The following is an 18,500-nucleotide window of genomic DNA, read 5'->3' on the forward strand; positions in this document are numbered from 1 at the left end:
ATGCCGTTCTATCAGGTCTGGGGTTGGCACGAGCAAAATGTGTCAGGCCGCCGGAACGGCAGCACGAACCCGCGTGCGCACCACAGCCACCACCCCGCCGGCCGCCACGACGAACACCGCGGCGAGCACCATCCACCCGGCGAACCCGTGCGCCAGTGCCGTGGCCGCGACGATGAGGGGCCCGAACAGCGAGCCGAGCGAGAAGCCCATCGAGAACACGCCCTGGTAGGCGCCGGCGCGGGTCGGGTCGGCGAGCTCGAAGCCGAGGTTCCAGGTGCCGGCCGACGAGAGGATCTCGGCGAACGTGTGGAACAGCATGCCCACCACGAGCAGGCCCGCGGCGACGATCGCGCCGGTCCGGCCCGAGGTGCCGTAGGCCACGCAGGCGCCGAGCATCAGGGCTCCGGCGATGCCGACGGCGCGGCCCGAGCGGGCGATGGTGTCGGTCCGTCGCGCCAGCGGGATCTGCAGCGCGATGACGAGCACCGTGTTCACGATCAGGATCACCGACACGAGAATGACCGGCGCCTCGGTGTCGTGCACGATCCACAGCGGCAGGCCGACCTCGGCGAGAGCGAACTGGATGCCGAACAGGCCGGAGAGCGCGGTGATCGCGAGGTAGGCGGGGTCGCGGAAGGGGGAGCGGCCGCCGGCCGAGTCTGCTGTCGCGATGGCAGGGGAGGCATTCACGCGCACCGGGAGTCGCAGGAGCGGGAGCGAGCTGGCGAGCGTCGCGCAGGCGGCGAGCACGATGGCCGTGCGGAAGGCCGTGCCCGTGCCGATGAGCAGGGGTGCTCCGGCGGCCGCCGATCCGACGGCGATGCCGATGTTGGTGACGGTGCGCAGCAGGGCCCGCGTCGTCACGCGTGCGCGGCCGGTGAACGCCCGGGCGATGACCGCGGACCGCGTGGCATTCGCGGCGGCCTGCACCCCGTTGACGATGCAGGCGACGACCAGCACCGCCCCGAACGACGTCACGAAGGCGTACGAGAGCAGCGCGAGTCCTTGCGCGACGACGAGCGCGAACAGCAGGCGCCGTGCGCTCAGGCGGTCTGACAGGTGGCCGCCGAGCAGCGACGTGCCGACGCCGACGGCGCTCGCCACCGTCAGGATGAGCGCGACCTGCGTCGCCGAGAGCCCGACGATCAGGGTGAAGTACAGCGCCGTCAGCGTGAAGAAGGCTCCGCGACCGAGGGTGGAGACGAGCGTGGCGGTGGCGAGCACGCGGACCACCGGGTCGGCGAACGGTCGGCGGAGTCGGGTGGCGATGCGGGGCACCTGACCTTTCTGCCACCACCCCGAGTTCCTGCGCGATGGATGTAGCGTGATGCTTCATGCTGCGCTACCGCTTCACCGACACCGATCTCGGCGACATCCGGTTCGGGGTGTCGCCGCTGTGCGAGATGGGGCTGTCGCTGCGCACCCTTCGCGAGCCGGCCCGGTACCCGCTGCAGCTGCCGTGGCTGCTGCGCACTCAGGAGGCCCGTGCCTCGCTGGACCTCGAGGTGCTGCTCGCGCTGGTCGACGAGCGGCTGTGGACCCCCGATTTCCTCAACCCGCGCCCCGACTCGCCCCTGACGGTGATCGACGATGAGCTGCAGACCCTCGCCGCGATGTCGCCGAGCCTCTTCGTCGCCCAGATCGAGGCGGTACACGGCGCCCTGCCCGCTCCTTTCGGGCAGACCCCGCGTCGCGCCCTCGCCCGCACCGTCGCCGCGCTCTCGGCCTACTGGAACGCCACCTTCGCGCCGTGGTGGCCGCGCATGCGGAGCATCCTGCAGGCTGACATCGTTCACCGCGGCCGTCGCATCGCCGAGTCGGGTCTCGCCGCGATGCTCGGCGAGATCGCCGAGAACGTGTCGTTCGCCGACAACGTCCTGACGGTCAGGCCGACCGATCCGCGCGACCGCTCCATCGACGTCGCAGGCCGGGGCTTCACCCTCGTGCCGACCATGTTCTCGCGGCGGGTCTCGTCGGCGGTCGACGACGACGAGCCACCCCTGCTGCTCTACGCCGCCCGTGGCCGCGGAGCCCTCTGGGAGACCGAGAAGCCCGCCACCGTCGAAGCCGTCGCCGCCCTGCTCGGCGAGACGCGCGCGGCCCTGCTCGTCGCTCTCGAGTCGCCCGCGTCGTCGACGGAGCTCGGCGTGCGGTTCGACGTCACGACGTCGGCCGTCAACCAGCACCTGCGCGCGCTCCACGCCGGCGGCCTGGTCACGGCGACGCGGTACGGCCGCAGCGTGCTCTACCTCCGCAGCGAGCTGGGTCAGGCGCTCCTGGCGCGCTGACCATCGCGCGTCAGCGCCCCTCGGCCACGTCCTCGCCGATCGCCCCGTGCTGCGGAGCGACGTGCTTCAGGATTCGCGCCCACTCGTCCACGATCGCCAGTCGCCCGGCGCCCTGCACCGAGACGACCGTCGCGTCGGGGATCCGGTCGGCGAACCAGTGCCCGTCCGAGACGTCAGCGGCGGGGTCGGAGTCGCCGTAGACGAGCTGGACCGACGCCGTGATCGACCCCAGGTCGTCGGCCCACGAGCCGTCGGCGAGGCTCAGCAGATCGGTCGCGTACCCGGTCGCGCCCTGAACGGCGGACTCGTCGAGCATGCGACCGAGCCGCGATCTCAGGCCCATCGCGTCGAGCTCGGGAAGCCGCGCCATCGTCGGATCGTCGTCGGCGATGCCCAGCGCCGCGAACGTGGCGAACGGGGTCTGCTCGAGGCCGGCCGCCACCTCGGCGACGCTGGCGTTGGTCTTGACCCGGGCGAATTCGGCGATCTCGGCCGATTTGTCGACCGGCGACCGACGCTTCGGAGCGGCCGTGCCGACGATCGTCACCCGGTCCACGCGATCGGGGTGCCGGGCGGCGAAGGCGAGCGCGGTGGCGCCACCCGAGCCCCAGCCGACCAGGCCCACGGCGCCGAAGTCGACCCGCTGCGTCTCTTCGGCCATCTGCTCCGCCGACGAGACGTACTCGTCGAGATCGTCGGCCCACCGCGCGATCGACGCGTCGGCCGGATCGGTCACGGGCTCCGAGACGCCGTACCCCGGGCGGTCGAGGGTCAGGAGGTGCACGCCCCACGGACCCGTGATCCGCGGATCGGGGTCGAATCCGCCCGCACCCGGCGTCGGGTGGCACAGCAGCACCAGCCGGCGAGCGATCGGATCGCCGGCCGCTGAGGTGCCCACTCGGCGTCCAGAACGGAGAACATACTGTCGATCGGCCATGGGGCCCCTTTCGTCGTCCCCTCCAGGCCACCACGTCTGCGCCGGGGTCGCCCAGATTCGCGGCGGGGGTTGCGCTCGGCCCTCGTTAAACGGAGAACGCCCCCGCCATCTCGAAAGACAGCGAGGGCGCAGGAACTCCGCCTAGCGGCCGCGACCGCCGCCGTTGCGGGGCGCGCTGCCGCGCACGAGCGCCCCCACCTTGAGCGACGCCGGGCGACCGCCGGCCGACGACGCCCGGCGCGAGCCGCCGCCGTTGCCGTCGCGACGCGCGCCGGGCTGGCCGGACTGCTCCGCGGCGAACGCCGCCTGGTCGTTCCGGGTCGAGTTCGTGCGGCTCGAGCCGCCGTCGCTCTGGGCGCGGCGCGGCTGGCGCTCGTCGCGCGCCGGACGCTCGTCGCGGACCGGGGTCGACGACCCGGCGCCGGACTCCGTCGAGTAGAAGGTGGAGCTGCCGGTGCGGGGGGCCTGGCTGCGCCCGCCCTGGCCGCCTCGACCGCCGGCGGCCTGGCCGCGACCGCGACCGGCGCCGCCCTGCTGGCGAGCGCCCCGAGTTCCTTCGGTCGATGCTCCACCGGACTGCGCGGGGCGACCCGAGCGGTCCTTGCGGGCGATCGGCGAGCCGTCGGACGTCTGGCGAGCGGCGCGCTTGCGTTGGGCGTTCGCGCCGGTCGAGCGGCCGCCGCCCTGGTGCTGCTCGGCGCGCTCCGACTTGGGGGCGGGCTTCACGTACGCGGCGACCTCGCCGACGAGGGCCTTGACCTCTTTGGAGTCGGGCTTCACGGCGACGGGGGTCGCGTGGATGTCGGCCTTCTTCATCATCTGCGCGACGTCGCGACGCTGGCTCGGGATGATGAGGGTGACCACGTCGCCTTCGGCCCCGGCACGAGCCGTGCGGCCCGAGCGGTGCAGGTACGCTTTGTGCTCGGTCGGCGGGTCGACGTGGATCACGAGCTCGATGTCGTCGACGTGCACACCGCGGGCGGCGACGTCGGTGGCGACGAGGACGCGGGCCGTTCCGTCCTGGAAGGCAGCCAGGTTGCGGTCGCGCTGCGGCTGCGAGAGGTTGCCGTGCAGGTCGACGGCCGGGATGCCCGACTCGGTCAGCTGCTTGGCGAGCTTCTTGGCGTGGTGCTTCGTGCGCATGAAGAGGATGCGGCGGCCCTGGCCCGAGGCGAGCGTGTTGATCAGGGCCTTCTTGGTCTCGACCGACTCGGTCTCGAACACGTGGTGGGTCATCTTGGCGACGGGCGAGTTCGCCTCGTCGACCGAGTGCAGGACCTCGTTGTGCAGGAACTGCTTGACGAGCTTGTCGACGCCGTTGTCCAGCGTCGCGCTGAACAGGAGGCGCTGTCCGTTCTCGGGCGTGGCCTTCAGGATGCGGGTCACACCGGGCAGGAAGCCCAGGTCGGCCATGTGGTCGGCCTCGTCGAGGACGGTCATCTCGATGGCGTCGAGCTTCACGAAGCCCTGCTTCATGAGGTCTTCGAGGCGTCCGGGGCACGCCACGATGATGTCGACGCCCTGCTTGAGCGCCTGGACCTGGCGGTTCTGCGAGACGCCGCCGAAGATCGTGGTGGTGTTCATGCCGTAGGCGGCAGCCATCGGCGCGAGGACCGCGTCGATCTGGGTGGCGAGCTCGCGGGTCGGAGCGAGCACGAGGCCCAGCGGACGACCCGGACGGCGCTTGCCGCCGGCGAGCGAGCCGCCGAGGCGGGCGGCCATCGGGATGGAGAAGGCGAGGGTCTTGCCGGAGCCGGTCTTTCCGCGGCCGAGGACGTCGCGGCCCGAGAGCGTGTCGGGGAGCGTGTCGACCTGGATCGGGAACGCGGTGGTCTTACCGTCGGCGCTCAGGGCCTTGACGATCGGGGCGGGGACGCCGAGCGACGCGAAGGTCGTGGTGTTCTCGTCCTGCTCGACGGCGGGGGTGAGGGTGTCAGTCAATGGTTGCCTTTCAGGCACAGGTTTTCGAGCCTCCTGGGCGTGCGTCTGTCAACGGCGCAGCTGGACTCGAATGTGGCGACGGAGCGGTTTCGCTCGATCGTTTCGCCGCAGAGTGAGCTTCGCGATTCCGTGACTCGCTGGTAGGTGCGAGGTCGGGATCAGAGGGGCGTACTACGACGCAGGGAGCCGATCGGGTCGACTCGCAAGTGATCCAAGCCTACAGCATGGGCGTTTCAGCGCTAGCGGTCGCTTTCACGGGGTCTTTCACTGCTGAACCCTCGCCCTCGGACCACGGATCGGAGTTCCCGACGGGTCCGGCCGCGGTGCCCAGCCCCACCGAGTGGCCGCCCGGCATCCGGCCCGATCCCGACGACCCGATGGGAGCGATCACCGACGACTCAGCAGTCGAATGGGCTGGCTGGGAGGGCTGCGGCGACAACTGCCCGCCGCCGCCGCGTTAGCCACGCCGACTGGTCGAGTCGTGCAAGCGGGTGAGAATCTCAGCCTGGCGTCCCGCCCGAGTTCGCAGGACGTCCTGGTCGCAGAGCGACCTGCGGACGACGCCTGTCGAACCCGCGGGCGACGCGGGAGCGGCGCGGGCGAGCGACGCTGGAGGCATGACCTCTACCGCGACCCGTGCCGTCACAGACGTCGGCGTGACGCTCGCGGTGCTCGGGGCGTGGGCCGCTCTGGGAGCAGCCGACATCGCGCTCTGGTTTCACGCACGGGCCGACGGGCACTGGATCCCGGCGGCCGTCGTGGCCGCCCTCGCGGTCGTGGCGCTGTCGGCCGCGACGGTCGTCGTGCTGCGGCGGCCGACGCCGCACTGGCCGTGGCCGGGCGCGATCGCCGGGGCGATGCTCGGAACGGTGGCGACCCTGGCGCTGCTCGGAGTCCCGCTGGTGGTCCTCGGACTCGGGACCACGTTCGCGCCCGACGACGGCAGCGGGTTCGGGGGCGAGTTCCTGCCTCAGGCGTGGACGACCGTGGGCGCGGCATTCTTGCCGGTGGTGGCCATGGCCGAGGCGCTCGTGCTGGGCGATGGAGAATCGATGGCGCGGATGACGGTGCGTGCGGCCGCGCGGCGGGTGGTCGTGCTGGTTGCCGGGGCGCACCTGCTGTGGTTCGCGCTCGAGGTGGCGGCCTATCTCGTCAGCTAGTCAGATCGGGCAGAAACGGAGCCGCAGCCGCGTTTCTGCCCGGATCGACTCGGAGAGCGAACGCGAAGCGGCTCAGTGCGCGCCCGAGTACCGCTCGCCGACGGGGATCTCCACGGCCACCGTGTTTCCCGGCTGCGCGAGTGGGCAGGCCCACGCCGGGTCGTAGGCGCAGCTGGGGTTGTAGGCGAAGTTGAAGTCGAGCACGAGGCTGCCCGGCGCCGCCCCGGGGCCCAGGTCGGCGCCCTTGACCGTGTCGATGAGATAGCGGCCGCCGCCGTAGGTGCCTCCGGGCTTGCCGGCGAGGGCGTCTTTCACGGGCACGAAGATGCCGCCGCCATACGAGCCGAGGCGCCAGACGTCGAGGGAGCCGACACCGGGCACGTCGACGAGCCCGACGCGGTCGAAGGGCACGTCGCCGTCGGTGCCGGTGGGGACGACCATGCGGTGGGCGGGTGCCGGGGTGACCTCGACCTCGAACCGCCAGTTCCTGTCGTAGGGCTTGGTGGGGAGGCCGGTGAAGACCGGGCGGTCCTCGAGCAGGAGGGGAGTCGAGGGGTGCGTGGCGAAGAGGTCGTCGCGGGTTCGGCGCCAGAGGTCGTGGGCCGCCTCGAGGTCGGCGGCCTCGCGCACGGAGCGGTAGGTGTCGTGGATGGTGCGGCGCCACGAGGCGATGTCGAGGGCGTACTGCGCGGGCTGATTCACGGTCCCGACGCTACTCGCCGTGGGTGGATGGGCGGGTGGCGGTCGGCTCGGGCGTACCCCCGGAGACGCGCCGAACCCGACGAGCACCCGCCGACGCGGCCACCGACGGCTACGCGCGCGCCGGGGTCGTCCACGTCGGCGCGAGCCGGCGCATGCGGTACCCGCGCCACTGCCACACGAGCCACAGCCCCGGCCAGAGCAGCGGGCCGAGGAGGCCCGCGTCGAACTCGAGGCGGTCGCGGAGGAGGGTCCCGCGCGGCAGGCCGGAGGGGAGCGGAGCGGGCGACACCGCCATCCGATGGCGGATGGACAGGGTGCGGAACGTTCCTGCGACCCCCGTGCCGGTGTCTTCTTGGATGCGCGCACCCTGCACTGTGCGCCAGCTCAGGTCGACGTGCGTGCGACCGAGCGGGAAGACGCCGAGGATGCTGGCGCTCACGAGGTGCGGCTCGGAACTCCAGCGGCGAGGGAAGCGCGAGAGCGAGCGGTACTTCACGAGCGGGCGGGTGACGGCGACCATGACCTCGGGGTTCGCGAGCGCGTCGATCGCGGCGGCCGGAGAGCAGGCGAGGGTGAGCTTGAGCTGCACGTGCATGGGGCCAGTCTGCACCCGCCCGGCCCGGACGACCTGGCTGGCCAGACATCCTGGCTGGCTCGAACAACCTGGCTAGCCTGGAGCCATGCATCAGGAGCGCTACCAGGTCCGGTTCGAGTGGGGCGAGGCCGGTGCCCGGCGCATCGCGGAGGGCGCCCACGTCGTCGTCGTGGCCGACGAGCTGGACGGACACGGGTCGGCGTCGGCCGCCCTGCTCGCCGCCGCGGTGACCGACGCCTGCCCGCCGAACGTCGCCGTGCTCTGCGCCACCGAGACGTCGGCTCAGGACGCCGCCGCGCACGTGCTCGCGCTTCAGGAGCAGCTCGGCGACCGCGCCGTCGTGGCCGTCGTGGGCGCCGGTTCGATCGACGACGACGGATTCCGCACGGCCGTCGAAGACCACCTCGCCGCCGGAGCAGTCGTCGACGCCCTCGCCGCGGTCGGCATCGACTTCTCGTCGCCCGAGGCCGCAGCCGCGTGCGCCGCCTGGCAGGGGCTCCGTCGCGCGACGGCGCATCTGCTCACGGCCTCGACATCGGGGCAGGAACTCGCCGACGTCCGCGACCAGCGGCGAGAGCACGCGGCCGCCGTCGCCACCCTGCGGGAATTCACCTCGCGCGGGTAGCGTTCACCCCGTCAACAACCCTTGGAGGACGAAATGAAGGCAGTACTCGACGGAACCGTGGTGGCAGAGGCCCCCGAAGCCGACCTCATCAAGATCGAGGGCAACTGGTACTTCCCGCCGGCGAGCGTCAACGACGCGCTCCTCGAGAAGACCGACACCCCCTACACCTGCCCCTGGAAGGGCGAGTGCCAGTATTTCTCGGTGAACGGCCTCCAGGACCGCGCCTTCAGCTACCCCACCCCGTACCCGACCGCGTTCGACCGCGTCGGCAAGGACTTCTCGAACTACGTCGCCTTCTGGAAAGAGGTGCAGGTCGTCGAGTAGACGCCTCGCCTGGTCGTTCGACCCCGCCGAGTGGGGGGTCGACGTCGTTAACCCCGGGGCTGCGTCGCCTTCTGCTCAGGCCTGAGGCTTGCTCGCAGGAACTGCGGCCCGCGCCCGATGTGCCCGCACCTTCGCCCGGTTGCCGCACTTCGTCATCGAGCACCACCGGCGTGTTCCGGCGCGCGAGTCGTCGTGGAAGACCAGCCCGCAGTCGTCGGCCGCGCACCGTCGCAGGCGCCGCGCCGGGTCGCCGACGAACCCGACGCCGGCGAGCAGGTGCACGGCGTCGCGCGCGACGGACGCCATCGCCTGGCTCACCCGCAGGCGCACGGCCCCGGCCTGGCGGCCGCCGCCCGGAAGCGACGGCGGCACGTCGGGCACCGCAGCGTAGAGGTTGACCGCGTCGATGTCGCGCGACTGCGGGGCGTGGCCGTCGGCGGCGCTGAGCGCCAGGCGGGCGATCGCATCGCGGAGGGCTCGGGCGTCGGTGAGCTCGCGGTCGGAAGGCGCGGCGCCGAGCGGCCCGAAGCGCTCGGCGAGCCAGTCGCCGAGGTCGGCGGCGACGAGGAGGCCGTCCCACGCGGAGTCGGTTGTCGCACCGGGGAGCCCGGAGGCGGGGCCGAACGCGTCGGGGGCGAAGCCGCCGAGGTACGCGAAGTCGAGGCACGTCGCGCCCGACTCGAAGGCCCAGCGGACGCCGGTGTCGGAGCGGAACCAGGTCGTCTCGGGCATGTAACCACCGTAGCCGGTCTGGTCTCGCACGGTGCACCCCACGGAGCGGCACTGGACCTGGGCCGCGGGGTTGCGCGGGTGCCGGAGCACGGGGTCTAGACCGCGCGCTTCACCCACGTGATGAGGTTGGCGTCGTCGAAGCGCCGCGCGCAGCGCCCGCACGCCAGCGGCCGCGACGGCGCGCGGTACCGGTAGTGCTCGTGGCCGGCCGGGCAGCGGCCCACCCAGGGCGCGAGCTCCGATGCGATCGCGCCGTCGTGGAGCCGGCCGCCGATGTAGCCGAGGTCGGCTGCGGTCGTGGCCCACTTCGGGCCGTGACCGGCGCGGGACCCGGCGATGGCGTGCGCGACCTCGTGCAGGAGCACCTGGTGGATCTCGTCGTCGTCGTACCGCCCGGCGAGGTGGCGCGAGACCGTGATCCGCTTGGAGGCGTAGTTGCAGAGGCCCGCGCGGGTCTTGGCGTTGTCGAAGCCGAACGTCCACGACGGGTCGAGGTGGAGCGCGATCAGGGCCGCAGCCCAGTGCCGAACGCGGGCCAGATCGGCCACGTCGGCTAGGAGCGGTCGCTCGGGCGGTCCGCCTGGGATGCGTCGAACGCGCCCCAGATGCTGCGCGCGGCCTTTCGGGCGCGGGTCACCTCGGCGTCGAAGCCGGTCGCGGCCGGCTCGTCGTCTTCGTTCCGGTCTTCGTCGTCGACGTCGAGTCGGACGGTGCCGGGCGCCGTCGCGTGGGGGACGGCGATGGCCTGCGTCTCGACGCCGATCGACGCGGCGTCGGGGACGGGCTCATCGACGGGCGCGTCGGGATCGAGCCGCGCTGCGGCCGGGTCGAGGCGTGCCGGAGTCTCGGTCGCGGTGTCGGACGGCGTCAGGAACGCCGGCGACCCCGTGGTGCGGAAGAGCGGCGGGGGAGCGGTGTCGCCCTCGATCGCGTCGGCGTCGTCCTGTTCGGCGTCGACGGGCTCGTCGCGGACGACGAACGGCGACGGCTGGACGACGATGGGCGTGACCATCGGCTCGACCTCGGGCTCGACGACCTCGTCGGCGGGCTCCTCGATCGGCTCGACGAGCGGGACGGCCGACCCCTGCAGGATCGCCCGCATGACGCCCTCGATCGCGACGCGGAGGCCGTTCGTGCGCTCGGCCGGGGCGCCGGCCTTCTCGTAGGCGGCCAGGGCGGCGCCGAGCGCCTCGCGGGCCTCCTCGAAGCGGCCGAGGTCGTAGAGCGTGTAGCCCTCGAGCTCGGCGGCGGCGGCCTCGAGAGCGTGCCACTCCTCGGTGGCGGCGCTCAGACGGCTGGTGTGGAGGTCGCTGTAGGCGCGCTCGAGGCGGCCCTGCTCCTTGAACACGTACGCGCGGCGGATGCGCGCGGCGGCGGAGTCGGCGCGGTCGCCGGTGAAGTGGGCGAGGCGGAACGCCTCCTCGCTGATGGCGAGAGCCTCGTCGAGGCGGCCGAGCATGCGCAGCAGGTCGGCGCGCTCGCCCAGGGCGGCCGTGCTGCGGCTGGCGCCGAGCTCGGACAGCCGGTGCTCGAGGGCCGTGACGTCGACGGCGGGCCGCAGCGAGACGGGGTCGAAGTGGGCCGCACCCGAAGCAGCGGACAGGCCCGTGGGGCCCGTCGGCACGATGGGTGCGGTCAGGCTCGCGGGCACGGGGCGGCTGGTGGGGCCACCGTGCGCGTCGTTGTCGGAGTGGTCGTGCTCGGTCATCGATTCGAGGGTAGTCGTTGACGGGGCGTTTGGGCTGTGCGGCGCGCTCGGCGGCGCGGCCGGGCCCGTTTCACCGCCCCCGGTGGTCGATCTCCGGGGAGGTCAGGCGAGGACGGGAGCCTTCGCCCGCGACGCCACGGACGCCGGCGTCGCCGCCGGTCGGGCGGCGGGAGCCGCCGCACGGGCAGGGGCCAGCGGCGCGCGGAGCGGCCACTCCTGCTCGTCGAGGATCAGCTGGGCCGCGGCGCCGGTGGTCACGTTGACGACGATCGGAGCCATCAGGTTCACGGTCGTGCCCTCCGGGGCCGGGTTGGCGACGACCAGCAGGAGCGCGTCGGCCGGGGTGGTGAGGCCGAGGAGGTCGGCCTGCTCGGTCGAGATCTCGGGCGAGTAGTGCCCGAGGTGCACCGACGCGTCGACCACGAACAGGCGCTTTGCCGGCTCGTCGCTCGCGTGCAGCGAGTACAGGCCGGCGGCGCCGCTGATCTCGTCGAGGGTGAAATCGACGAGGGGGTCGAGGCCGGGAGGGGGCGTGACGAAGGAGAGAGAAGCGCTCATCGGAGGAAGTCCATCAGGGTCGGCTGGATCACCTTGGCGGTCACAGCGAGGGCGGCGTTGTAAGAGACTTGCTGGGTCTGGAGGTCGAGGATCACTTTCGACAGGTCGAGGTCCTCGATGCCGGATCGCTGGTTCTCCAGCGATACGGACGACGTCTTCAATGTGTCCTGGGCGCGTTCGAGCTGCGACTGCCGGGTTCCGACGTCGCCCCACGCGCCGCGGACGGCGGTCATGCGGCTGTCGATCTCGTTCAGGCGTGAGCCCACGTTCACCCCGGAGCGGAGGTCGGAGACGATGTCGTCGACGAGCTTGAACACCGAGTCGTCGGCCGATCCGAAGACGGCGGAGCCGTCGGTGTCGACCTTGACCGTGGTGCCGTCGGCAATTCGCCGCTGCACGCTCGAGCCAGCCGTACCGGTGAAGGTGGGCTCGGTCGTCGTGACAACGCCTGTCGCAGGGTCGGTCGTGGTCGTGCCAGGCGTGAAGGCGACACCCGCGTCGGACGAGCCAGCGAACACGGAGCGACCTTGGAACGTGGTGTTCGCGGCTGCGAGCAGGTCGCTCTTGAGGCCGGTCAGCTCGGTGGCGATGGCCTCTTTCGCGGTGGCGTCCATCGAGCCGTCGTTCGCGCCTTGGACCGTGAGGTCGCGGATGCGGTTGAGGATGTTCTGCGTGTTCGACATCGCCGTATCGGTGGTGCTCAGCCAGCCCACTCCGTTGTCAGCGTTGCGGGAGTACTGAGCGTTCGCCGCCTGCTGCCCGCGGACGAGCAGCGACTGACCGGTGGCGGTCGGATCGTCGGAGGGAACCGAGATCGCCTTGAGCGAGGTGGCCTGCCCCTGCAGCTGCTGGAGACGGGCCGCACTCGCCTGCAGCTGACGTTGCGCGGCGAAGGCCTGGGTCTGGTTGGTGACGCGTCCGAGCATCAGAGGCCCACTCGTCCGGTGCGGTTGATGAGGGTGTCGAGCATTTCGTCGACGGCCGTCATGACGCGGGCGGCGCCCTGGTACGCGTGCTGGAAGGTGAGCATGTTCACGTTCTCCTCGTCGAGATCGACACCGGCCGTGGAGGTCTGCTGAGTCTTGGCCGCCGTGGCGGCGACGGTCGCGCGGTCGGACGAGGCGATCTCCGACTTGGCGAGAGCACCGGTCGATGTGACGAATGCGGCCCAGGTTCGGTCGGGGGCGTCGGCCTGGGTACCGATGTTCGCGATCTTGTCGGCGACGGTGCCGTCAAGGGCACCTGCACCGGTGGCGCCCGCCTGGATCTGGTCGGCGGTCGTCGGAACCACCGAGAGGCCCATGGCTGCGGGGCCGGTGGGAGAGATCGCGAAGAAGTTGGCGCCGGTGGCGCCGTTCGGCGAAGTCCCGGTCGAGTAGACCGAGTTGACTGACGACGCGAGCTTCGTCGCGAAAGCGTTGTAGCTGGCGGCTGCCTCGGCGAGGACTCCACCGGTGCCGTTGGCGTCGGCCGGGGCGAGGACGGACAGGGCACCCGCGATCTGCCCGCCGTCGAGGCCGACGGAGGCTCCTGGGCGGTGGGTCCACTCGAGGGTCGCAGGCGAGGAGGCCGCGCCGTCGAGGGTGGTCGAGCCCGTGACCTGCACGCTGCGGGCAGTGATGCCGCTCACGATCGCGTTTCCGCCTATGAGCACGTCGACGGTCCCGTCGGTGTTGGCATGGACGGTGCCTCCGGCGAGGCCGGCGATCTTCTCGGTGAGGAGGTTGCGCTGGTCGACGAGCTCGTTGACGGACCCGCCCGTAGTGAGGCCCTGCTGGATCTGCTTGTTGAGCTCGGCCACCTGCTTCGCCGCGGCGTTGAGGTCGTCGGCCATGCCGGAGACGCTGGTGCGAGCGGCGGACCACTGGCTGCTGACGCTCTGATACCCGGTCTTGATGGTGTCGGCGATTTCCTGCGCTTGCCCGAGCAGTGCGGAGGCAGGGGAGGACGCCCCGGGTTCGTTCGAGACGTCGCCCCAGCCCGACCAGAAGTGGGCGAGCTGCGCGGACAGGCCCGTGTCGCCGGGCTCGTTGAGGGAACCCTCCAGGGTCGACAGCACGCCGGATCGAACCGTGCCGTAGCCGGCGGACGACGAGGTGGCGCGCACCTGCGTGTCGAGTTGCGCGTCGCCGATGCGGGCGTAGCCGTCGATCGAGACGCCCTGACCGATGTTCGTGCCGGTCGAGAAGAGACCGGGCTGCACAGCCGAGATGGAGGAGGTGGTCACCCGCTGGCGCGTATAGCCTTCCGTCCCGGCGTTCGCGATGTTCTGACCGACGACGTCGAGACCTGCGCGCGCCGCGCTCAGCCCGCGGTAGGCCGTATTGAGTCCGGAGAACGTGCTCATGGTCAGAGGGCTCCGTCGAACAGGTGGCTCGTCGAGGCAGCAGCAGCGCGGCCGGCCCCGTGGGAGTCGTAGAGAGAGGGATCGGACGACGCGGTCGCGAGGGTCTCCTGGGTGGAGCGGGCGGCGGCGCGCAGGAACTGCTCGTTCTCGTCGCGCAGCTGCTTGATCTGCCGAGTCAATTCCGTCATCGCGCGGAGGTGGGAGGAGAAGATGTCGGCCCAGGGCCCGTCGGGCGCGTGCTCGACGAGCTCGCGCAGAGGCATCTCGGAGTCGGTCCCCCACTCCTCGGCGACGACGGCGACTTCGACGGTCCGCTCGAGGCCCGCGGAGCGCAGGCGGTCGAGCACCTGCTCGACCTCGCGGGTCGCGTGCTCGATCCACCGGGACTTCCCGGCGGTGAGGAGCAGCTGCTCCTCTTCCAGCTTGAACGTGAGGAGCTCCAGGAGCTCCCTCTCACGCCAGAGCACGGCGGACAATTCGTTCACGCCCACGGTCCCTCCACGTCTTGGCTGCGATCTGTGCCGCAGGTGGCCGTCCGGCTCACAACGACCACTATCGGCAGGGCGGCACAGGGCGTTAGAGGCGATCGAGACTTCGTGCGATATCCGTGCCCCCCGAATGGTCGACACGGGCCTGGCACCCCGGCTCCCGACCGCCCCGTCACAACTCCCCTTACGGGGGTGAATATGCGGGAAAATTGCTGTCTGTCCCCCTAAATGACGACACCCCAAACCCCCGGAGTGGGGCCATTTCGGCCTAGTTTTCGGGGGTTGCGCCCCTCTAGCGTTATGGGTGTCGGAAAGATCACTCCGACACCGCCGGCGGACCGCTAGGGACGAGCCGGACTCCACGAACTCTCCCGCCGCGACCGCGGCACCTTCCACTCGAATCGCTTCGGCGCGCTCTGCCGCCGGGGTTATTCGTCATGCCTACTCAGGGGTCACGATGAACAAGACGGAACGCAACGCGATGGTGGTTCAGAACCTCCCGCTCGTGGGCTACCTCGTCTCCGAGGTGTGCGCCAAGGCGACGCACCTCAGCCGTGACGACCTGGCCTCGGCCGGCGCCCTCGCCCTCGTCCAGGCCGCCGACGCCTTCGACCCCACGCAGGGCGTGCCGTTCGGCGCCTACGCCCGCACCCGCATCATGGGGGCCTTCGCCGACGACATGCGCTCGAGCGACTGGGCCAGCCGCGCCACCCGCAAGCGCATCAAGGAGACCCTCGCGACGCAGGAGACCCTGACCGCCGCCCTCGGACGCACCCCGAACGTCGACGAGATCGCCTCGTCGCTCGGCGTCGACCGCCAGACCGCCGCCGATGCCCTCACCGACGCCTCGCGCACCGTGTCGGCCATCGACGAGACCGTCGCCGACCAGCTGGCCGCCGACATCATCCTCCCCGAGGAGACGCTGCTCGAGCAGGAGCGCACCCGCTACCTCCGCGCCGCTGTCGACGCCCTCCCCGAGAAGATGCGCTTCATCATCGAGAACGTCTACTTCGGCGACCGCAGCGTCACCGAGGTCGCCGAGGAGCTCGGCATCACGCACTCCGCCGTCTCGCAGCAGCGCACCGAGGCGATCCGCCTCCTCCGCGACGGCCTCAACACCCACTATGCGTCCGACGACAACGCCGAGGTCGTCCACGAGTCGCGCACCGCGCCCGCTCGCCGCGCCGCCTACCTCGCCCGTGTCGCCGGGAACGCCGTCGCCGGCATCGGCATCGCGATGCACGACAGTGCCGCGCCGCGCGTTGCAGTCGCCAGCTGAAAAGTTTTTGAGATTTAGCTAACGGACCGGCAGGGGCCGCCGATAGCTACCAGTGTCAGCCCACGGATGGGCGGCAGCACCACCCCAAACAATCACGGAAGAGAGCAACATCATGGGTTTCCAGATCAACACCAACCTCGCGGCGAACAACACCTACCGCAACCTCAGCAGCACGCAGAACTCGCTCAGCTCCTCGCTCGAGAAGTTGTCGTCGGGTCTCCGAATCAACCGCGCCGCTGACGATGCTGCAGGCCTCGCCATCTCCGAGGGGCTCAAGTCGCAGGTCGGTGGCCTCACGGTCGCCGCCCGCAACGCCCAGGACGGCGTCTCCGTCGTCCAGACTGCTGAAGGTGGACTCACCGAGACGCAGTCGATCCTTCAGCGCATGCGCGACCTCGCTGTTCAGGCCGGTAACGACTCGAACAACGACGACTCGCGCAAGGCGATCACCACGGAGGTCTCGGCGCTGACCGACGAGCTCACCCGCATCTCCGGCTCGACCAACTTCAACGGCATCAAGCTCCTCGACGGTTCGTCCAACAGCCTGAACTTCCAGGTCGGTGCGAACGGCGACGCCAACAGCCAGATCCAGGTCGACCTGTCAGGTGCGAACGTCAAGAACATCGCCGCCACGCTGAAGAACGCTGCTGCCTCGACCAACTTCGCCGTCACCTCGGCCGCTGCGGTCGACACCGCCGCGGGCGCCACCTTCACCTCGACCAAGGACGGCGTCGTGACGACGGCGACTCTGGGCGAGCTCAATGGAGGCGTCGCCTTCACCTCGGTCGACGATGTCGCCGCTGCACTGAACAAGGACTCCAACTTCTCCGCCGGCTTCAGCGCCACCGTGACCCGCGATGCCGATGGCGTCGCGACCGGTGTCGCCGTCCAGGCGAAGAACGGTGGCGACGTCACCTCGTCGACCATCACGGGCGTCGGGACCGGCGCTGCCGGAACCGGCACGGGTCTCCAGTTCGACACCGCCGCTCACGCACAGGCCGCGATCACGCTGCTCGACACGCAGATCACCGCGATCTCGACCGCTCGCGCCGGCCTCGGCGCCGTCCAGAACCGCTTCGACCACGCCATCAACGTGACGAACGTCGCCCAGGAGAACCTCACCGCCGCCGAGTCGCGCATCACCGACACCGACATGGCTCAGGAAATGGTCAAGTACACCCGTGCCAACATCCTCTCGCAGGCCGGCACGGCCATGCTCGCCCAGGCGAACCAGAGCACCCAGGGTGTTCTGTCGCTCCTTCGCTAATCGGCATCGGTAGCCGCACAGCAGTAGCAGCACCGCAGTAAGCACCATCGTCCGCGGGGTCGGGCGTCGGGAGAGAGTTCGGGTTCTCTCGACACCCGCCCCGCGGACAACAACTCGTGCCGCCACGACATCGAAGGGAGCAGCGCATGGCATCCACCTCCGGACTCGGAATCGACGGCCTCGTCTCGGGCCTCGACACGACCTCGCTCATCAACTCCCTGATGACCGCCGAGGCTCAGCCTCAGACGCTCCTCAAGACCAAGGTCACCACGACCCAGACCACCATCAGCGCGCTCCAGGGCCTGAATCAGCAGGTCGCCGCTCTCGCGACGACCGCCGCCGGCGCCAAGTCGGCTACATCGCTCGCGCTCTTCACCGCGACCTCATCGTCGCCGTACGCCACTGCGACCGCCTCGACCACCGCTGCTCCCGGCAGCTTCGACATCACCGTCGGTGCCGTCGCCCAGGCCAAGGTCGGCGTCAGCGCCGCGATGACGAAGTGGGCCGCGGATCCTGCCGCCCTCACCATCGTCGGTGCCGACGGCACCAGCACCTCCATCACTCCCAAATCGACGTCGCTCGACGACATCGTGTCGGCCGTCAACTCGTCCAGCGCCGGCGTCAAGGCTCTCAAGGTGGCCGCGGGCACCGACGCCTCGGGCGTCGCGCAGTACCGCATCCAGTTCTCCGCCTCGGCGACGGGCGCGAAGAGCGACTTCCAGATCTATGCGGGCACCTCGTCGGAGGTCGCCGGCGGCACGGCCGCCAACGTCCTGACGCAGTCCGGCGCTGCCGTGATCAAGACGGCGCAGGATGCCCAGGTCACTCTCTACGCGGGAAGCTCGGCCGAGCAGACCATCACCTCCTCGACCAACACGTTCAACAACCTGCTGCCGGGCGTCGCAGTCAGCGTGACCAAAGCCTCCTCGGATCCGCTGACCATCACGATCGCGCAGAACACGACCGCAGCGACCTCCGTCGCCTCCGGCCTCGTCAGCGGCATCAACGGCGTGCTCGCGCTCATCTCGACCAAGAGCTCCGTCGTCAACAGCACCGACTCGTCAGGCAACACGGTGGTCTCCGGCGGTCCCTTCACAGGCGACAGCACGGTTCGGGGCGTCAACCAGGCGATCGTCAGCGCTGCGTCGATGCCCGTCAACGGCAAGTCGCCCTCGTCCATCGGCGTCAGCATCACCAAAGACGGCAACTTCCAGTTCGACGCGGACAAGTTCGCGTCGGCCCTCGCCTCCGACCCCGAGGGCACGCAGTCGATGCTCGCGACCCTCGCCACCCGCGTGGCCGCCGCGGCCACCACGGCATCCGACTCGTACACCGGGCAGATCACCAGCGTCATCAACGGACAGCAGTCCATCGTCACGAACCTCAACAAGCAGGTCGACGAGTGGACCCTTCGCCTGACCGACCGCCGGGCCGCCCTCGAGAAGCAGTATGCGACCCTCGAGACCCAGCTCTCCACACTCAACTCGCAGTCGTCGTCGCTCACGAGCTCGCTCGCAGGCCTGCCGACCGTCTACACCGGGGCCTAGAA

Annotated in this window: 19 protein-coding genes; 7 read left to right on the forward strand and 12 right to left on the reverse strand. The window is 70.8% G+C overall.

Annotated features, from left to right (window positions below; all coding sequences use genetic code 11):
• Window positions 1-42: 42 nt before the first annotated feature.
• On the reverse strand, window positions 43-1,278 hold the full coding sequence (locus AC07TY_RS13020) for an MFS transporter (RefSeq protein WP_494785622.1): 1,236 nt from the start codon (window positions 1,276-1,278) through the stop codon (window positions 43-45).
• 56 nt (window positions 1,279-1,334) lie between these two features.
• Here AC07TY_RS13020 and AC07TY_RS13025 point away from each other — a divergent pair, with 56 nt between their 5' ends.
• Entirely contained in the window at window positions 1,335-2,288 is a 954-nt protein-coding gene (locus AC07TY_RS13025; RefSeq protein ID WP_123506862.1) for an ArsR/SmtB family transcription factor, read from the forward strand.
• 10 nt (window positions 2,289-2,298) lie between these two features.
• On the opposite strand, the gene AC07TY_RS13030 is transcribed toward AC07TY_RS13025, so the two are convergent.
• Both AC07TY_RS13030 and AC07TY_RS13035 read right to left on the reverse strand, forming a co-directional pair.
• Window positions 2,299-3,186 carry an alpha/beta fold hydrolase gene (locus AC07TY_RS13030; RefSeq protein ID WP_158614258.1) on the reverse strand — a complete coding sequence of 296 codons (888 nt, stop codon included), beginning with the start codon at window positions 3,184-3,186 and terminating at the stop codon, window positions 2,299-2,301.
• Between the two features lie 180 nt (window positions 3,187-3,366).
• Window positions 3,367-5,166, reverse strand: a complete 1,800-nt coding sequence (locus tag AC07TY_RS13035; RefSeq protein WP_494785623.1) for a DEAD/DEAH box helicase — start codon at window positions 5,164-5,166, stop codon at window positions 3,367-3,369.
• 617 nt (window positions 5,167-5,783) lie between these two features.
• On the opposite strand from AC07TY_RS13035, the gene AC07TY_RS13040 reads away from it, so the two are divergent.
• Window positions 5,784-6,326, forward strand: coding sequence for a hypothetical protein (locus AC07TY_RS13040; RefSeq protein ID WP_494785624.1), 543 nt, complete (start codon window positions 5,784-5,786; stop codon window positions 6,324-6,326).
• A 72-nt stretch (window positions 6,327-6,398) separates the two neighbouring features.
• Here AC07TY_RS13040 and AC07TY_RS13045 read toward each other — a convergent pair whose 3' ends face one another.
• Window positions 6,399-7,028 (reverse strand): DUF1684 domain-containing protein, encoded by a 630-nt coding sequence (locus AC07TY_RS13045; RefSeq protein ID WP_494785625.1) that lies wholly within the window; start codon window positions 7,026-7,028, stop codon window positions 6,399-6,401.
• A gap of 109 nt (window positions 7,029-7,137) precedes the next feature.
• A complete protein-coding gene (locus AC07TY_RS13050; protein WP_123506867.1) occupies window positions 7,138-7,623 on the reverse strand; it encodes a hypothetical protein in 486 nt (161 codons plus the stop codon).
• A gap of 85 nt (window positions 7,624-7,708) precedes the next feature.
• Between AC07TY_RS13050 and AC07TY_RS13055 the strand changes: the two genes are divergently transcribed.
• Entirely contained in the window at window positions 7,709-8,248 is a 540-nt protein-coding gene (locus tag AC07TY_RS13055; protein ID WP_494785626.1) for a 2-phosphosulfolactate phosphatase, read from the forward strand.
• A gap of 21 nt (window positions 8,249-8,269) precedes the next feature.
• Window positions 8,270-8,572 (forward strand): DUF427 domain-containing protein, encoded by a 303-nt coding sequence (locus AC07TY_RS13060; protein ID WP_494785627.1) that lies wholly within the window; start codon window positions 8,270-8,272, stop codon window positions 8,570-8,572.
• Between the two features lie 75 nt (window positions 8,573-8,647).
• Here AC07TY_RS13060 and AC07TY_RS13065 read toward each other — a convergent pair whose 3' ends face one another.
• The 7 genes from AC07TY_RS13065 to AC07TY_RS13095 all read right to left on the reverse strand — a co-directional run bounded on the left by AC07TY_RS13065 (window position 8,648) and on the right by AC07TY_RS13095 (window position 14,408).
• Window positions 8,648-9,304, reverse strand: a complete 657-nt coding sequence (locus tag AC07TY_RS13065; RefSeq protein WP_488625361.1) for a CGNR zinc finger domain-containing protein — start codon at window positions 9,302-9,304, stop codon at window positions 8,648-8,650.
• Window positions 9,305-9,399: 95 nt separating this feature from the next.
• On the reverse strand, window positions 9,400-9,852 hold the full coding sequence (locus AC07TY_RS13070; RefSeq protein ID WP_123506871.1) for a SprT-like domain-containing protein: 453 nt from the start codon (window positions 9,850-9,852) through the stop codon (window positions 9,400-9,402).
• A 5-nt stretch (window positions 9,853-9,857) separates the two neighbouring features.
• Window positions 9,858-11,012, reverse strand: a complete 1,155-nt coding sequence (locus AC07TY_RS13075; RefSeq protein WP_494785628.1) for a tetratricopeptide repeat protein — start codon at window positions 11,010-11,012, stop codon at window positions 9,858-9,860.
• Between the two features lie 102 nt (window positions 11,013-11,114).
• Window positions 11,115-11,570 (reverse strand): flagellar assembly protein FliW, encoded by a 456-nt coding sequence (locus AC07TY_RS13080; protein WP_123506873.1) that lies wholly within the window; start codon window positions 11,568-11,570, stop codon window positions 11,115-11,117.
• On the reverse strand, window positions 11,567-12,496 hold the full coding sequence (gene flgL / locus AC07TY_RS13085; RefSeq protein ID WP_494785629.1) for a flagellar hook-associated protein FlgL: 930 nt from the start codon (window positions 12,494-12,496) through the stop codon (window positions 11,567-11,569). The genes AC07TY_RS13080 and flgL overlap by 4 nt, the downstream gene beginning before the upstream one ends.
• Complete coding sequence (flgK, locus tag AC07TY_RS13090) at window positions 12,496-13,917, reverse strand: flagellar hook-associated protein FlgK (protein ID WP_494785630.1); 1,422 nt, start codon at window positions 13,915-13,917, stop codon at window positions 12,496-12,498. The genes flgL and flgK overlap by 1 nt, the downstream gene beginning before the upstream one ends.
• A 2-nt stretch (window positions 13,918-13,919) precedes the next feature.
• The gene (locus AC07TY_RS13095) at window positions 13,920-14,408 is read right to left on the reverse strand and encodes a flagellar protein FlgN (protein ID WP_494785631.1); all 489 of its coding nucleotides are present in this window, start codon (window positions 14,406-14,408) and stop codon (window positions 13,920-13,922) included.
• A gap of 454 nt (window positions 14,409-14,862) precedes the next feature.
• Between AC07TY_RS13095 and AC07TY_RS13100 the strand changes: the two genes are divergently transcribed.
• The 3 genes from AC07TY_RS13100 (at window position 14,863) to fliD (ending at window position 18,498) form a co-directional block, all read left to right on the forward strand.
• A complete protein-coding gene (locus AC07TY_RS13100; protein WP_494785632.1) occupies window positions 14,863-15,684 on the forward strand; it encodes a sigma-70 family RNA polymerase sigma factor in 822 nt (273 codons plus the stop codon).
• Between the two features lie 112 nt (window positions 15,685-15,796).
• Window positions 15,797-16,951 carry a flagellin N-terminal helical domain-containing protein gene (locus AC07TY_RS13105; protein ID WP_494785633.1) on the forward strand — a complete coding sequence of 385 codons (1,155 nt, stop codon included), beginning with the start codon at window positions 15,797-15,799 and terminating at the stop codon, window positions 16,949-16,951.
• A gap of 146 nt (window positions 16,952-17,097) precedes the next feature.
• Entirely contained in the window at window positions 17,098-18,498 is a 1,401-nt protein-coding gene (gene fliD / locus AC07TY_RS13110; protein ID WP_494785634.1) for a flagellar filament capping protein FliD, read from the forward strand.
• Window positions 18,499-18,500: the final 2 nt, after the last annotated feature.

It is taken from the genome of Frondihabitans sp. GW821-FHT04F02 (assembly GCF_059420045.1).

Coding starts and splice junctions, on each gene's coding strand:
- AC07TY_RS13025 (WP_123506862.1), top strand. CDS start 1,335: ATGCTGCGCTACCGCTTCACCGACACCGATCTCGGCGACATCCGGTTC.
- AC07TY_RS13040 (WP_494785624.1), top strand. CDS start 5,784: ATGACCTCTACCGCGACCCGTGCCGTCACAGACGTCGGCGTGACGCTC.
- AC07TY_RS13050 (WP_123506867.1), bottom strand. CDS start 7,623: ATGCACGTGCAGCTCAAGCTCACCCTCGCCTGCTCTCCGGCCGCCGCG.
- AC07TY_RS13055 (WP_494785626.1), top strand. CDS start 7,709: ATGCATCAGGAGCGCTACCAGGTCCGGTTCGAGTGGGGCGAGGCCGGT.
- AC07TY_RS13065 (WP_488625361.1), bottom strand. CDS start 9,304: ATGCCCGAGACGACCTGGTTCCGCTCCGACACCGGCGTCCGCTGGGCC.
- AC07TY_RS13075 (WP_494785628.1), bottom strand. CDS start 11,012: ATGACCGAGCACGACCACTCCGACAACGACGCGCACGGTGGCCCCACC.
- AC07TY_RS13080 (WP_123506873.1), bottom strand. CDS start 11,570: ATGAGCGCTTCTCTCTCCTTCGTCACGCCCCCTCCCGGCCTCGACCCC.
- flgL (WP_494785629.1), bottom strand. CDS start 12,496: ATGCTCGGACGCGTCACCAACCAGACCCAGGCCTTCGCCGCGCAACGT.
- flgK (WP_494785630.1), bottom strand. CDS start 13,917: ATGAGCACGTTCTCCGGACTCAATACGGCCTACCGCGGGCTGAGCGCG.
- AC07TY_RS13100 (WP_494785632.1), top strand. CDS start 14,863: ATGAACAAGACGGAACGCAACGCGATGGTGGTTCAGAACCTCCCGCTC.
- AC07TY_RS13105 (WP_494785633.1), top strand. CDS start 15,797: ATGGGTTTCCAGATCAACACCAACCTCGCGGCGAACAACACCTACCGC.
- fliD (WP_494785634.1), top strand. CDS start 17,098: ATGGCATCCACCTCCGGACTCGGAATCGACGGCCTCGTCTCGGGCCTC.